The 15,104-nt window shown below is 44.6% G+C and carries 14 protein-coding genes; 13 read left to right on the forward strand and 1 reads right to left on the reverse strand.

Annotated features, from left to right (window positions below):
• Positions 1–23: 23 nt before the first annotated feature.
• Entirely contained in the window at positions 24–317 is a 294-nt protein-coding gene (locus NST25_RS04685) for a hypothetical protein (RefSeq protein WP_076137149.1), read from the forward strand.
• 53 nt (positions 318–370) lie between these two features.
• Here NST25_RS04685 and NST25_RS04690 read toward each other — a convergent pair whose 3' ends face one another.
• On the reverse strand, positions 371–2,302 hold the full coding sequence (locus tag NST25_RS04690; protein ID WP_340393405.1) for a glycoside hydrolase family 20 zincin-like fold domain-containing protein: 1,932 nt from the start codon (positions 2,300–2,302) through the stop codon (positions 371–373).
• An 84-nt stretch (positions 2,303–2,386) separates the two neighbouring features.
• Between NST25_RS04690 and NST25_RS04695 the strand changes: the two genes are divergently transcribed.
• From NST25_RS04695 to NST25_RS04750, 12 genes are all read left to right on the forward strand, one after another.
• Complete coding sequence (locus NST25_RS04695; RefSeq protein WP_340011985.1) at positions 2,387–3,241, forward strand: helix-turn-helix domain-containing protein; 855 nt, start codon at positions 2,387–2,389, stop codon at positions 3,239–3,241.
• Positions 3,242–3,558: 317 nt separating this feature from the next.
• The gene (locus tag NST25_RS04700) at positions 3,559–5,205 is read left to right on the forward strand and encodes an ATP-binding protein (protein WP_076129270.1); all 1,647 of its coding nucleotides are present in this window, start codon (positions 3,559–3,561) and stop codon (positions 5,203–5,205) included.
• A 23-nt stretch (positions 5,206–5,228) separates the two neighbouring features.
• A complete protein-coding gene (locus NST25_RS04705) occupies positions 5,229–5,864 on the forward strand; it encodes a response regulator transcription factor (RefSeq protein ID WP_036676623.1) in 636 nt (211 codons plus the stop codon).
• Positions 5,865–6,129: 265 nt separating this feature from the next.
• Entirely contained in the window at positions 6,130–6,867 is a 738-nt protein-coding gene (locus NST25_RS04710) for a Wzz/FepE/Etk N-terminal domain-containing protein (protein ID WP_076129269.1), read from the forward strand.
• Positions 6,851–7,492 (forward strand): CpsD/CapB family tyrosine-protein kinase, encoded by a 642-nt coding sequence (locus NST25_RS04715; RefSeq protein ID WP_076129268.1) that lies wholly within the window; start codon positions 6,851–6,853, stop codon positions 7,490–7,492. Before NST25_RS04710 ends, NST25_RS04715 begins: the two co-directional genes overlap by 17 nt.
• An 83-nt stretch (positions 7,493–7,575) precedes the next feature.
• Positions 7,576–8,466 (forward strand): UTP--glucose-1-phosphate uridylyltransferase GalU, encoded by an 891-nt coding sequence (gene galU, locus NST25_RS04720; RefSeq protein ID WP_042185171.1) that lies wholly within the window; start codon positions 7,576–7,578, stop codon positions 8,464–8,466.
• A 30-nt stretch (positions 8,467–8,496) separates the two neighbouring features.
• A complete protein-coding gene (locus NST25_RS04725) occupies positions 8,497–9,189 on the forward strand; it encodes a sugar transferase (protein WP_076129267.1) in 693 nt (230 codons plus the stop codon).
• Positions 9,190–9,214: 25 nt separating this feature from the next.
• A complete protein-coding gene (locus NST25_RS04730) occupies positions 9,215–10,150 on the forward strand; it encodes a glycosyltransferase (RefSeq protein ID WP_036676610.1) in 936 nt (311 codons plus the stop codon).
• A gap of 9 nt (positions 10,151–10,159) precedes the next feature.
• Positions 10,160–11,506: an O-antigen ligase family protein gene (locus NST25_RS04735; protein WP_036676609.1), complete on the forward strand. Its 1,347-nt coding sequence runs from the start codon at positions 10,160–10,162 to the stop codon at positions 11,504–11,506.
• Positions 11,503–12,276: a WecB/TagA/CpsF family glycosyltransferase gene (locus NST25_RS04740; protein WP_036676606.1), complete on the forward strand. Its 774-nt coding sequence runs from the start codon at positions 11,503–11,505 to the stop codon at positions 12,274–12,276. The genes NST25_RS04735 and NST25_RS04740 overlap by 4 nt, the downstream gene beginning before the upstream one ends.
• Entirely contained in the window at positions 12,273–13,751 is a 1,479-nt protein-coding gene (locus NST25_RS04745; protein WP_340393407.1) for an O-antigen ligase family protein, read from the forward strand. The genes NST25_RS04740 and NST25_RS04745 overlap by 4 nt, the downstream gene beginning before the upstream one ends.
• Complete coding sequence (locus NST25_RS04750; protein ID WP_076129264.1) at positions 13,717–15,102, forward strand: oligosaccharide flippase family protein; 1,386 nt, start codon at positions 13,717–13,719, stop codon at positions 15,100–15,102. Before NST25_RS04745 ends, NST25_RS04750 begins: the two co-directional genes overlap by 35 nt.
• The last annotated feature ends 2 nt before the right edge of the window (positions 15,103–15,104 follow it).

The raw sequence follows: 15,104 nt of genomic DNA on the forward strand, positions 1-15,104 counted from the left end.
AAATTTAGGAGGTATTAGCAAATATGGAATGGTATACTTTCGGCCAAATGCTTATGGCGATTCGAATGGGTCAAAAGGCGGAAACACCGGATGGCCGCATGGTTATGCGTACCTCCACAGGACTTTTTTGGATAAACGGAATCCTGCAGGGAAAAGTGGTAGAAATCAAAGACTATCTGTTCTCTGACCTATGGCGAATCTATGAGGATGAGGAAAGCCAGCAGGAGGGAATTGGCAGGGAACAACACGAGCAACGTGAGCGGGAGATGCTTGAGAATCAATATGAAGAGCTGCGCTGGGCGAACCGAAAACGTTAGTTCAACGTTCGATTACCCAACAGCAGCTATATAGAGAATCTTAATAAGAGGGATTAGGAACTTACGGATGCGGAGAGCTCTGATTTTAATGCTTCATATTGACTACGCAGGCGTTGAAGTTTCGAGATACTTTGCTCCAAGCCGCCGAGCCGGTTGCGTTCCGTCCACAAGAGACGATATTGGTGAAGGAGTACATCAAGATCATTGATTTGCTTCGTAATCAGCGCAGGATCAAGCGAATCTGGTGCTGATGTCAACTGTAGCTTGATTCTGCCAAGCTGCACAGCATGCTTCACGAAATGGATGCCATTACTCAATTCTTTCAGCACAAGAGCAGCATCCTCGCATTGAAGATCTAGCCCCGATAGCCGCGCCTCAATGGAGAGCAGATATTCTTCGAGATGATTGAAGTGTTCCTCAGTAAGCTTCTCTATGATTAGGAAATTGTCCAGATGGGTACGCAGCAGCAGGGACATTTCTGCATCATTCGAACGGTTGATACTGGATTCAAGCTGATAGTAATTGCCGAGATCCAGGAGCAGCTGGCCAATTCCCTCAGAACGATCTGCAAAAATAAATCTATTTAAATACTGTGCAGTATCTGCTTCCAGATTATGATCTACACTCCAGGATAGGGCTGCGCCGTAGGCGAAGCCGGCATAGCTGACCGGCAGATGCTGCCAGTGTCCAAAATCTCCCCAATCGGTAATGAGATAACCGATAGCGCCGTTGTTTTTGCCATGAATAGCTGCACTGCGCAGATTGGCTAACATATTGTCCGTGCGTCCTGTAATGGAGTTCCATGAGCTGGTGCCTGGGCAGACATAAAAAGGAATACCTGCTTCACGGAATTTGAGCGTATCGGACTCGAAGGGATGCTCCGCGCTATAACCCCATTCCATAGCAATAATATCCTTAGGAAGCTGAGGAATCAGTTCGGGATGCTGGATAATGATATCGCCCCAGAATTGCATCGTTTTGCCACGTTTTGTAACCAATTCATAAATTTTTTGCAGGAATGATAAATAGAGTTGACCTTTGCCTTGTGTTTCAGCCAGAACTTTGTTTTTACCAAGGCCGAGTTCATAGGTCTCATCGCAGCCTACATTAAACTGATTGGAGCTAAAGTAGGGCAGCAGATCGTCAAACATTTTGTCTAGCAGAGGTAGTACAGCAGGATCTTCGGTATCAAAAGTACCAGGGTGCATAAATAAGCCTTCTGGATAAACGTCCTGCGCATACAAATTCTTCGGAAGCATAAAGCCTTCGGGAATTTCAGCTAAAGCGTTGAATTCTGGACGAGAAAGCCAGCCCTCCATATGCCCAAAGCTATTCTGATTGGGAACAAGCTCTATATAACGTGCTTTGCAATAGGCATCCAGAAGCAGGATTTCCTCTCCGGTAATTGGGGTTTCAAGCTCCCAGACTTGAGGGAAGGATTCATAAGCGAACGGAGCACCTTCTATATATAGCTGAAGTTCATTCATCTTCAAATCAGCCATAAGGTCAATGATCCGGTACAAGGTTTCTTGCTTCGGGATTTTATTGCGGCTGATATCTATGAGCAGGCCTCTGGCTCCAAAATCAGGTTCATCGCGAATATGCAACTGAGGTATAGATTTTCCACTTTGTTCTATGATTTGTTTCAGGGTTGCTGCTGCGTAGAAAGCGCCTACAGGAGAGCTATAGGAGACAACGATACCCTTCTGTTCGACAACAATCTCATAGGCCTGTGCAGACAATAATGGCACATAGTTAAAGTTACAGACAGATACAACGGTTGGACGTAAGCCAATGGATAAAGTCAGCTGCAGATTCAATGTTTGTGCAATTACTTCCTGTAGTTTTCGTGCAGCTGGCATGGCAGATTGTTCTTCCATATTAGGAAGCACGATGCTTCCGCTTGTTGGGAAATGGAAGGAGCCTTGTGACAATGTGATTTCACGCGGATTAGGGAAAAGCAGTAGTGTAGAATGATTAAGCATAGCGTGGACACCTCTTATTCATGTAGAATATGATCATCTTCACAATAACCTTATCACTACTAAACAAGGGGAGGAATGCCTATAATGTCCAAGCACATGGATTATATGATCAGTCCATATCCAATAAGAATTATTGATCCCAAGGTTGAATCCTCCAAGCTGAAGCTCAAGAATATAAGGGTGGGACAGGCAGGACATCTGCCAGGAAGAACGTTATTCCGTTCAGGTGTAGTTTTTGAGCACTGGGCCATTGTTTACATAGTGTCAGGTAGTGGCTCCTACATGGAGATTGGGGGAAAAGAGCAGCAGGTGCGTGAAGGCAGCTTATACTTTTTCCGCCCAGGTTACAGTTATAACTTTGGTCCACCACCGGGAGGCAGCTGGGATGAGTATTATATTAACTTTAATGGCACGCGTGTATCGGAATGGCTGGAATCGGGCCTCATAGCCGGGGGAAATGTTTTTCAAGCCCAATCTATAGTAGGTCTTACTACCTTATTTGAAGAAGTGCTGGAACGGATGGAGAGCGGAGAACCTGTAGATGCGGATCGGGCAGCATTATTGCTCGAAAGAATGCTGCTGGAGTGTTCTTTTATAATAGAAGAAAAAAGTTGGAATTCTCACGCTGATTATATGCGTCAGATTCGGGAAGACCTGAACTTATGCATTTATGGTGAAATGGACCTAGAACAAATAGCGGCAAAACATCATGTTTCGATGTCTACACTTCGTCGTCTTGTTCGGCGCAGCAGTGGATACCCGCTTCATGAATATATTCACCGTCTAAAAATGGCAGAAGCCAAAAAGTTGCTTTTCAACACCTCATTACAAATTAAGGAAATTTCTAGTATGCTTCATTATAATGATCCGTTCTATTTTTCTCGTTTATTTAAAAAATATATGGGGATCGCACCCCAGCTTTGCCGGAATAACATTTAAATCGACATCATCCTACTAGAGTCCCAACAGCAATTGTTATAATTTGTATAATTGTTGTCGTTTTATAAGATATGTTGAAAATTATGGATTAATATTACATAAATACGTTAGTTCTTATTAACTATAGTGGATAAAATTCCAAATTTTAGTAATAAAACCTACTAAAAAAATAATAAATTTTTTGTAACTATTTTTCAAATGGAAGCGCAAACATGGGAAATGTCAACTTGTTATTGTGATTTTTCTCATGTATGATGCTTTTATCGAGCACAGTACAATCTTGCATTTTCCAAAAAACTGGAGAATAGGGTGGTGGGATGAAAATCAAACCAACTGCAGAAGACAAACTGATTGCGTATTACAGGTATTTTTCATTGTCCCTCACATCACTCATGTATCTTCTAGATCAGACGGGACCTTCCATAATTTATAAATCACTTATTATTGCTATACTTGTTATGTTTGCACAAACGTTCTCATTTTGTTATCGAAGGCTACGCAGCAGGCCGAAGACTCTCGTCCTGGCTGTTAGTATAGAGATGGTGGGAATTATCGCATTGACCTTGTTTACGGGTGGGTACGAAAGCTCTTTTAGGCTTTATGTGCTAAATCCTGTATTGATTGCTGCAGGCTCATTGTCCATTTATTTTGGATGGTCGTTGCTCTTAAGCTACATCAGTATTTTTGCGGTGCTCTGTTATTTTTTTATCAATTCTGCGAACAGAAATTTTCTAGAAATTGTATTTATAAATGGAAATCTGTTTCTAACACTGGTACTTACGGTTATAATAATGCAGATCGTTAATCGGATGAAGCGGCAACGTGAAGAATCGAATGCTCGCACGAAAGAGACGATGGAGCATATCAAATCCCTGTACCATATCGTGGAAACCTCAAGCCAACATGATTTCATGAATATCGGTCAAGTGATCACCGATTATGTTGTTAAGCTAACGAAGCTGGATAAGGCTTTGTTTTGGTTCGCCAAGAAAAGCGGAGAACCAGCTCCGCAGAGCAGGCAGACCGGCTGGCAGCAGGAAGAGGAACAGTTCCTATTCTCAGAACTGGGAAAACATGAGCATGAATGGAGATTGCAGCGAGAGCCTATTTTTAGAAATCTGCCGGGATTAGGAGATTTCCTGCTGATGCCTGTACGGATGAGCACCCGTTTTGTAGGGATGATTGGACTCAAGCTGGAGTCTACAGAGGGGCTGGAAGGCCGCAGATGGTATATTCAACAATTGATATTCTTATCTGAGCTAAGTGCGAATATTCTTGAAAGACATGAGCTTGGTGTGATCGAGAACCGGTTGATCATCACGAACGAACAGAACCGGATTGCGGATGAAATGCACGACAGTGTATCGCAGAGCCTTTTTGGTATTGTGTATGCGACGCATTCGCTGAAGGAATCGTGGAAGAGAATGTCAGATCATGAGCTAGAAGAACAAATTGAGCTTATTCATGACTCTGCTACAAAGGTTGCTAAAGAACTGCGGATCACGATCTACAGTCTTAGCTCCAAGAAGAGTGGCGGTCCTACTTGGTTGGGCATGGTAAGATCACATTTGAAGAGCTTATCCAGGTTAAATGATGTTGATATTGATTTAAAAATAACGGGCGATGATTTCAGTCTCCCTTATCCTTACCACAAAGCGCTTTTTCGGATTATCTCCGAAGCCACTGGTAATGCCATCAGGCATGGCGCTGCCAGTCGAGTGGAGGTAGAACTGTCTCTGAAGCCGACTTGGATTCGATTATTGATTTGTGATAATGGTGTTGGTTTTGATACTGATTTGTTATGGATTGAATCTGAAGATAGTGTAAGCGGACTTGGCATGAAGAATATGCAATATTTGACCCAGTCGCTCGGCGGCGACTTTCAGTTGTCCAGTAATGAGAGCACAGGAACAAGAATTATGATTTCGATTCCTGTCGGTGTAGCTGAATTAAAGAATGCATAAACTTTAGGCGGGAGGTCGTTTCTGTGAAAATCGTCATTGTAGATGATCATCCTTTAGTTAGAAGAGGACTGGCATCTGTCATTTCAATGCAGCCGAATGTGCAGTTTGCAGGTGAGGCAACGAATGGCCAAGAAGCGCTTCTTGTGATTGAGGAGACGCAGCCTGATCTCGTATTGATTGATCTTAAGCTAGCAGATGAATCGGGATTGGATGTCATTAAGACAGCACGTGCTCGTGGTATCGTTAGTAAGTTCATTTTGTTGACGTCATCTGCGAGCAGAGAGGATTTCCTGAAGGCTGAAGAAGTACTGGTAGATGGATATGTACTGAAAGAGGCGTTGCCTGAGGAGTTACTGTTTGCTATCCAATTGGTGCACAAGGGAAGAAAGTATTACGATCCTGGTCTGATGGAAGATAAAATGCGCATGAGTGGAAGCAGCCCAACGGATGAATTGACACCCAAAGAAAAGGAAGTCCTGATCGAGCTGGGACAGGGCGCATGCAACAGAGAAATTGCTTCACGTCTTTTCATTAGCGAATTTACGGTGAAAAAGCATGTCAGTCAGATTTTAGCAAAATTACAGGTGGCTGATCGTACACAGGCAGCGCTTTATGCAAATGCTGTCGGATTAACCAAATATGAAATGTCATACGAGTGAAAATTGAAATAATTCGTAAGCATTGTACATGAACACGGACAGGTTGTCCGTGTTTTTTTGTGCGTTAAAACTTAAATCAGCCCTATATATGGCACTAAAGTATACCTAATCCCCCTCTTAAGAGGTATAACGTCTTACTCCAAAGTGAAGAGGAAAGTGATGGTATGAGCCATGTGGCGAATGGTGTGGATTGATAGAATTAAAGCAACAACTGAAACTTTCATGAATGCTTTCAGAATGTAATTTTAGCGGAAGGAGGGTTACTGTGGAAAAGACGATTCTGGATTACATTAACCTGATTAAAAAAAGGTTTTGGCTCATCATGGTGTTCGTTTTGATCTCCTGTGCTACGACTTACTATGTTAGCAAAAACTTCGTTGAACCCGTCTATTCCGCTTCCGGACAGCTGCTTGTCAACAACATTGCCAAAGCTCCCGAGAGCAACAATCTTAACGATTTGAGCTTTAGCCTGAATTTAATTGAGAGTTACAAGGAAATTATGAAATCACCAACCATCATGAAAAGCGTAATAGAAAATCACCCGGAGTTTGGTCTCACGGCCGATGAACTAAGTCAGAAGCTTGAGATTAAAACTTCAGAGAAGAGTCAGGTGATCAACCTCAATGTTCAGGATGAAAGCTACACCAAAGCTGCCGGGATCGTAAATGCGGTATCGCAGACATTCATTCGTGAATTGCCGTCGCTGATGAGGGTAGACAATGTTACCTTGCTGACACCGGCCGATCCGACTGATGTTCCAGGGCCCTCGAACGGCGGGTTTGCGATGAATCTCATCATTAGCTTTGTTGTATCCCTTATGGCTGCCTTAGGAATTATTTTGCTGATGGAAACACTTAACGGCACATTAAGGTCTGAAAAGGAAGCGGAATATGACCTTGGTCTACCGGTAATTGCTTCGATCGCAACCATTCGCAAACGTGATTTGGGTAAGGCGGCAGGCGACACCAGAGTGAAGGAGGGTGCTTATGTTGCGGCTAAATAAGAGTCTGGTTACAGACGTTAATCCATCCTCGCATATCTCCGAATCGTTCCGATCACTGCGCACATATATACGTCAGCTTGAACTAGCGCAGGGCGGCGGAGGAAAAGTGCTGCTCTTTACATCAGCAGAAGCTGGGGCAGGCAAGACGACAATCTTGTCGAATCTCGCGGTTTCTTTCGTCCAGGACGGCAAGAAGGTAGCGGTGGTTGACTGCAATCTGAGACATCCCGGTCTTCATACCGTGTTTGAAGTAGAGGGGAGTGACGGGCTTGCGGCTTATTTAAGTGGGCAAGAGGAAGCAGATAACATCGCAGTCCTCGGAAACTTAGCCAATCTTTCAGTCATCCCGGCAGGAAAAACTCATGTTAGTCCGCCGGATTTGCTGGGGAACCCCAAAATGACCGCTTTGCTTGAGGAACTAAAAGAAAACTACGATCTGATCCTGCTGGATTCTCCTTCGGCAGTCGATTTCAGTGATGCTCGTATATTGGCACCTCAAGCGGACGGCGTGATTCTGGTGGCCAGATACGGAAAGTCCAAACGGGAATCGATTCGCAAAGCGAAGACGCTGCTTGAACAGACCGGCTCTAATCTAATCGGAATTGCCATGAACCAGGCGAAGTAAATGTTTATACTTTCGAAGGAAGTTTTGCTCGAAGTCAAATCATTGAAGCTAATGCTCACAAAACTTTTAGGAGGTAAAGTGCGATGAAAAAGGTAAAAAAAGTAATCATACCCGCGGCAGGACTAGGTACGCGCTTTCTTCCTGCAACGAAAGCCATGCCTAAAGAAATGCTTCCGATTATCAATAAACCAACCATTCAATACATTGTTGAGGAAGCTATTGCTTCCGGTATTGAAGATATCATCATTGTTACTGGTAAAGGTAAAAGAGCCATTGAGGATCATTTTGACAATGCGTTTGAGCTGGAGTCTAGGCTTCTGGAAGATGGAAAGCTGGATCTGCTTAAAGAGGTTCAACGTTCAGCTAAGGTAGAAATTCACTATATCCGCCAGAAAGAACCGAAGGGTCTGGGGCATGCCGTATGGTGTGCAAGACGGTTTATCGGAGATGAGCCATTCGGTGTCATGTTAGGCGATGATATCGTCACAGGAGCCGTACCTTGCCTTAAGCAGCTGATCGATCAATATGAAGAAACACAAAACTCGGTTATCGGAGTTCAAGAGATTCCTGATGAATTCACGAATCGTTACGGTATTATTGAACCGGATTTGCAGGACGGTAAATTGTATCGGGTTAACAATTTTGTAGAGAAGCCGCCACTAGGTACGGCACCTTCCAATCTTGCGATCATGGGCCGGTATGTGTTTACGCCGAAGATCTTTAAGTATCTCGATTTGATGGAAGAAGGCGCTGGCGGAGAGATCCAGTTGACAGATGCCATTCAGAAGTTGAATCAGAGCGAACGGGTATATGCCTATAATTTTGACGGAACAAGATATGATGTCGGCGAGCGGCTTGGATATATTTTGACAACACTTGAATTTGCACTGCAAAGCGAAGATTTGCGCTATCCGGTGATGGATGCAATGGCGGAATGGCTGAATAAAATGGGACAAACCAGCTTGAGTAGTTAAGTTGAGTTCGCAAAATTTTAGATGAGGAGGATGAGCATGCAAAAACTGCCGGAAGACTACGAGGCGGTCCTGCCGAAACTTTACATGCTGCATACCGATGAGAGAAGGAAAGAAGCAGAGTCCTATTTGATAATGAAACGGATGATCGATATCTTTTTTTCCGCTCTTGGTCTTCTCGTGTTAATGCCATTATTTGTTGTCGTGGCGATTCTGATCAAGCTGGAGGATCCGAAAGGAAAGGTGTTCTTTCGGCAAAACCGGGTTGGGAAGAATGAAAAGCAATTCCCGATGTATAAGTTCAGATCCATGGTCAGTAACGCTGAGGAGTTAAAAGAAAACCTGATGGCCTATAACGAAGTGAGCGGTGCCATGTTCAAGATTAAGAACGATCCGCGGATCACACAAATAGGGAGATTCCTGCGCAAGACGAGCATCGATGAGCTACCTCAGCTGTGGAATGTGCTGATAGGTCAAATGAGTCTGGTCGGTCCTCGTCCTCCGCTGCCAGAAGAGGTGGCTCAGTATACGGATTATGACAAACAGCGTTTGACGGTTACTCCAGGTTGTACCGGATATTGGCAAGTAAATGCCCGAAACAGTGTCGGCTTCGACGAAATGGTACAGCTGGACTTAACCTACATCCATATTCGGAGCACCATGCTGGATCTAAAAATCATTGCTAAAACCGGACTGATGTTACTCGGTTCAAAAGATGCTTATTAATAATGTGGAAATTAGGTGAATGCCGATGCGTGAATACGGAGACGTTCCTAAGCTTTCCATTATCATCTGTACCTACAACAGAGCACCTTTATTGATCAAGACGCTTCAGTCACTTTTAAAGCTGGATCACTTAGAGCAGGCGGAGATCATTGTTGTGGATAATTGTTCCAAGGATGATACTGAAGCTTGCGTCAAAAAGTTTATAGGAAAGCATGGAGCTGATGTGGATATCCGCTACATGATGGAGCCGATGCAGGGGCTTTCAGCGGCTAGAAATACAGGAATTCTGGCTTCTAAATCGCCGCTGATTGCCTTTCTCGATGATGATGCGATACCTTGCCAGCGTTGGATAACAACGATTGTCAGTACTTTCGAGAGTAAACCGGAGGTCATGGCTATGGGAGGCAAAATCGCTCCGATATTTGAAAGTAAACGTCCGGACTGGTTGATTAAACCCTTTGAGCTTCCGTACACGATTGTTGATTTAGGTAGCCGGATTAAGGAATATCCCAAGCAACTTCATCCTTGTGGGGCCAATATGGCGATGCGGAAGCTCGTATTCGACATCAGTCTTTTTCCCCTAGATCTCGGAAGAAAGGGTGATTCTCTGCTCTCTGGTGAAGAGACCTGGTTATTCGGACAGATTCAAAAAGAAGGGCATTCCATCCTCTACCATCCGGAAATGGCGGTTGACCATTTCGTGCCGGCGGCCCGTTTGACGGAAGACTGGATTATGAGGCGCTATTATAGCCAAGGCATCTCTAACGCTATGAAAAGCGAAGGACTAAAAGGCAAGCTGCTTCTAGTGGGAAAGACAGCCGCTAAGCTCGTGTATATCCTGGCTGATTCTATCCTCTCAAGAAGTAAAGGAAGAAGGCTTTTGAATAAATGCAGGCTGGAGAGTATTCGTGGAACGCTTCATATGATTCTCAATCGGGAGAGGCATTCCGCAGCGGGGTGAGGGATTAACATGACAAATTTTGAGTGGGGCTCCAAATTAAATGTTTTGCCATACGGGATGCTCTATCTCATGTCGGCCCTGTTCTTTGGAACGGCGGTCATCTACCAGCCGATGATTGCGATAGCTGCCGTGCTTCTGATTATTTTGCTGGGAATCTCGATTTCACGGCCTGAACTGATCAGTTATTTCGTTCTAATCACGACGGCAATATCGATTAACTTTTTATATGATGGCAGCATGTTCGGAATGGAGATACTGTCCCTTTATAAATTGGTTATCGTGATGCTGCTTGTTCCTTGTATTCTGGTCAATGGCTTGCGGTTTCGTCTGAGTCACCCCTTGTGGGCAATGGTAGCGCTGCTGGTGATTACCTTTGGGTCTTCGATCTGGCTGCCGGAAATGACCTCATCCATTGCAGTTAAAGCTTTTATCGGTCTATCCATTCCATTCGTATTTTTATTAATCAACTGGAAAAAGAATGTAGCCGAGCTGCAAATCAAAATTATCTGTATGCTTCCCCTTGTTAGTGTAGTGGTTGGTTTGTTGCTGCAGCTTGCGCATGTTCATAATTTTCTCAACATCGAGTATACAGGCGCTGTACGGATTCAGGGGGCTAATATTCCTGCGCATTTAGCGATGCTGGCCTTTATGGGAGTAGCGATTCCATTTATAGAGGTGAAGCGGAATCCGCAGCAAGCACGCTTTTTCTATATCATGTTAGTTCTAAATTTCTTTATCTTGATTGGAACAGGAACAAGAGGGCCTATATTGGCACTTGGACTTACCGTTCTCTATTACTTCTATGATATTCTCCGCCAATATTTGAAGGGCAGAACCTATCTGCTAATTCCGTTGATGGGTGCATTTTTCCTGATTATGGTCGCCGTTTTCTGGCAGCTCGATAATTTTGAGAAACGTTCCTTTGAGAGACAGACAGATACGGCTGTTGATTTATCAGGAAGGTCAGAGGCATGGGAGTATTTCTTAAACAAGGCTGCGGACTCTCCTTGGTCTGGTAGAGGGCTTGGAGCAGTGACGGTAGCAAATGATGGAACATTGTATAAGGGTTTTGTAGTTCCGCACAACGAGTATATCCGCTTTTACTTCGATGGGGGATATATTGGCGCTATTCTGTTGATGTTCTCTTTATTGGCTGTATTTATTCTGGTGTACAGAGCATTGGCTCCGCCGATCAAACCTTATTATCTGTTATTTATTGCAGCGTTTTTAATCTACTCATTCTCCGATAACACGCTGTCGACGGTCCAATTTATTATTCCGTTCTGTTGGTACCTGAACTGCCTGTATCGATCTTCACAGCCAACCGATTCCCCACAAAAAGAAGTGATACGATGAGTCAAGTGAATATGTTCGATGTCAATTTTGATAACTATGATTTCATGGATTTGCTTGATTACATTGATAAAACCATTCAGGAGAGGAATCAGTCTTATATCCTCACTTGCAATGTAGATCATGTGATCAAGCTTCGTAAGGATAAAGAATTTCAAACGGTATATTCGAAGGCAGGCGCAGTTGTTGCTGACGGAATGCCACTGATCTGGGCATCCAAAATGCTAGGCAAGCCGCTTAAGCAGAAGGTATCCGGCGCGGATCTATTTAATCGATTGGGCAACGCCTTTGAGCAAAGGAAGTACCGGCTGTTCTTCTTAGGCTCAGCTGAAGGCGTGGCGGAACGGGCAGCGATGAATTTGAAAACAGCACATCCCGGAATAAATGTGGTTGGCTGTTATTCTCCATCCTATGGATTCGAGCACAATGAGGAGGAGAATGAACGCATTATAGAAATGCTGACAGAGTGCCAGCCAGATATCGTGTTTGTTGGTGTAGGAGCACCTAAGCAGGAAAAGTGGATTTACCGCCACTATACCTCTTATCAAGCTCCGATATCGATCGGAGTGGGAGCGACCTTTGATTTTCTGTCAGGCTCAGTGAAACGAGCGCCTAGCTTCATGCAAAAAACAGGGTTCGAATGGTTCTGGCGGCTTAGCCAGGAGCCGGGCCGGCTCTGGAAAAGATATCTTGTGGACGATGCACAATTTCTACTTTTATTACTTAAGGAACTGCGTAAGCGGGATAAGGTGAAGGAAGGAGGCTTGGAATGAGTGTATTTACGCCCCCATCACTTAGGTTCATCAAGACAGTTGGATTAATAGGGGGGACTGCTGCTGTAGGTGTCTCTCTTCCGCTGATCATCGGCTTCTCCAGTGCGATGCTGAGTTCATCGAACAGTCTGCAGGGAGCCATTCTCTCAGCCATCCTATTCCCAGCTTTCTTGTTAGCCATACTTAGACCGAAAATGCTGGTTGCTTATACCTTGCTAATCTGGGCCGTAGCTCCAGAGCTGCGCCGCATTGCTGACTGGTCAGAAGGAGTGTATCACTCTGTATCCTTGCTGAGCTTAGCTCCCTTGTTAACCGGTGTAACCTTGATCATTCCGCTGCTGAAGGAGATTCATAATATTCAAAAAGCCTCCACGCGGATCATGTTAATGTTCGCAGTTGCGCTGGGTTATGGTGCTTTAATCGGTTTGGCTAAGAATGGCATGGGCTCAGTTTATGACTTAGCGAATTATATTGTGCCACTGCTGTTATTGCCGTACTTTGCCGTCACGAAGTTCAAGCCGAAGGATATCGATCGACTGCTTACCGCTTTTGCCAATATTGCAGTCCTAATTGCCATTTACGGGATTGTTCAGTATTTGACGGTGCCACCTTGGGATGTGTTCTGGATGAAACATGCGGATATGATGTCCATCGGAAATCCATATCCATTGGAAATCCGAGTGTTCTCTACGCTGAATTCGCCCGGACCGGCTGCAACCTTCTTAGCGTTTGCTTTAGTTCCGATGATACTGGAGAAAAAATGGCGGGGAACATTGCGCTGGATCGGCGTTCTGCTAGTTGTAATCTGCCTGCTGACTACTTTGGTACGTGCGGCATGGCTGATACTCCTGGTGATGCTGCTCATGTATATTGGAACCTCTCCTTCTAAGGGAAAGTGGAAAACCTTGATCCAATTAGTTTTTGTGGCTGCTGCGTTGTTCTGGGTTGTGCCGAAATTGCCTGGTGCCGAAGGACTGGTTGCTCGGGTAGAGACACTTTCTTCTGTTCAAGAAGATCACTCTTATAATGAACGGCTAAGCTTATGGCAAAACATGCTGCCGATGGTTGCCGCCAATCCAGTAGGTCAGGGAATTGGTAGTGTAGGCCAAGGGACTAAGCTTGGTAATGACGGCGAGCTTGGAGAGTACGGAATTATGGATAACGGAGTTATCGCTTTACTGCTTACCTTTGGTGTTCTGGGTGCTGTTTTCTTCTTCGGAGCTTTAGGCGCAGTTGTCAAACAGATATTCGCTAGAGTAATCAGCAGGGACCAATTGCAGCCCTACGCCCGACTTGCGTTAGCTACTTGGACCGGTGCGATTGTCAGTCTAGTTTCAGATAATGGGTTTCCCGGACTCAAGGGATACTTAATCTGGATGCTGATCGGTCTTGGCCTCAGCGCAAGGGAGATTACTCAAAGTAGAAGGAAGGGAACACCGTATGCAGCAGTTGAATGCAAAATCTCTCCCCGCTAGAACAATCTGGTCATCTTTTAGACTGTTCGCCAAGAGCAAGGACAACAGCTCGGCAGCCGTAAAAACTATGTTTGTCAGTGTCATGATCCTATTGATTAACATGTTAACTGGTGTACTGACCGCACGTTATCTTGGACCGACAGGTCGTGGGGAACAGACGGCAATGATTAACTGGTCACAGTTTCTGGCGTTTAGCATGAGCTTTGGCATTCCTTCAGCTCTCATCTATAACGCTAAGAAAAATCCGGAGGATGCCGGAGTGCTTTATCGTATGGCATTGCTGCTCGGTACCATTTTTGGGGTCATAGCGATGATTATAGGTATCGTGGTCTTGCCTTATTGGCTGAAATCCTTCAGTCCGGAGGTCGTGACCTTTGCTCAGTGGTCTATGATTCTGTGTCCGATTATAGTGATCTCTCAAATTAACAATGCAGCTTTTCAATTCAGAGGCGAATACAAGAGGTTTAATTGGATTCGCTATCTAGTGCCGTTGCTTACACTGACGATGATCGGGATATTGATCGCGCTGGATCAGATGAATCCATTTACAACTGCAGTTGCCTATCTTCTTCCGGGAGCTCCGCTGTTTATTGGAATGACGATTTCCTTGCTTCGTACCTATAAGGTGAAGATGAGAGGGGCCTATCAGAATTTAAAAAGATTGTTTACTTACGGGCTTGGTTCCTACGGCAATGACTTGCTTGGCAATTTCTCTACCTATATCGATCAGATCGTAATTGCCGGTTTGTTAAGACCTGCTGATTTGGGGCTGTATGTAGTGGCTGTGAGTCTATCACGAATGGTTAATTTTTTCTCAAGCTCAATTACGATCGTGTTGTTTCCTAAGGCTTCTGAGCTGTCCAAAGAACAGGCAGTTGAGTTAACATTCAAAGCCTTCCGAATAAGTACGACCTTCACCATGCTTGGCGGAGTATTCCTGATGCTCTTAGCCCCTTTAGTAATTCCGTTGATGTACGGCAAAGACTTCAATGCGGCATTAACCGTGTTTCGCTTATTGCTCCTTGAAGTGACCATTAGCGGAGGGACGATCATTTTGGCGCAGGCATTTATGGCGTTAGGCAAGCCAAAAGTGGTTTCGATGCTTCAAGGTTTCGGCTTACTTTTGGTTATCCCAATGTTGTTCCTGCTCATCCCTAAATTTGGCTTACTCGGAGCAGGGATAGCGATGTTGTCATCAGCAATCCTGCGATTTTTCTTCATTGTTCTCAATATAAAGTACACCTTAAAAGTTAAACTTCCGCGGCTGCTCATTACCCGGGAGGACATTCAGTGGATGAAGACGACGATGAATTCTTACATTCGCAAGAAACCTATGGATATGAATGGATAATG

The organism is Paenibacillus sp. FSL E2-0190 (assembly GCF_037992965.1).
GTDB classification, from domain to species: Bacteria; Bacillota; Bacilli; order Paenibacillales; family Paenibacillaceae; genus Paenibacillus_AQ; species Paenibacillus_AQ odorifer.

Coding starts and splice junctions, on each gene's coding strand:
- NST25_RS04735 (WP_036676609.1), top strand. CDS start 10,160: ATGACAAATTTTGAGTGGGGCTCCAAATTAAATGTTTTGCCATACGGG.
- NST25_RS04700 (WP_076129270.1), top strand. CDS start 3,559: ATGAAAATCAAACCAACTGCAGAAGACAAACTGATTGCGTATTACAGG.
- NST25_RS04685 (WP_076137149.1), top strand. CDS start 24: ATGGAATGGTATACTTTCGGCCAAATGCTTATGGCGATTCGAATGGGT.
- NST25_RS04725 (WP_076129267.1), top strand. CDS start 8,497: ATGAGCATGCAAAAACTGCCGGAAGACTACGAGGCGGTCCTGCCGAAA.
- galU (WP_042185171.1), top strand. CDS start 7,576: ATGAAAAAGGTAAAAAAAGTAATCATACCCGCGGCAGGACTAGGTACG.
- NST25_RS04745 (WP_340393407.1), top strand. CDS start 12,273: ATGAGTGTATTTACGCCCCCATCACTTAGGTTCATCAAGACAGTTGGA.
- NST25_RS04695 (WP_340011985.1), top strand. CDS start 2,387: ATGTCCAAGCACATGGATTATATGATCAGTCCATATCCAATAAGAATT.
- NST25_RS04750 (WP_076129264.1), top strand. CDS start 13,717: ATGCAGCAGTTGAATGCAAAATCTCTCCCCGCTAGAACAATCTGGTCA.
- NST25_RS04715 (WP_076129268.1), top strand. CDS start 6,851: ATGTTGCGGCTAAATAAGAGTCTGGTTACAGACGTTAATCCATCCTCG.
- NST25_RS04730 (WP_036676610.1), top strand. CDS start 9,215: ATGCGTGAATACGGAGACGTTCCTAAGCTTTCCATTATCATCTGTACC.
- NST25_RS04740 (WP_036676606.1), top strand. CDS start 11,503: ATGAGTCAAGTGAATATGTTCGATGTCAATTTTGATAACTATGATTTC.
- NST25_RS04690 (WP_340393405.1), bottom strand. CDS start 2,302: ATGCTTAATCATTCTACACTACTGCTTTTCCCTAATCCGCGTGAAATC.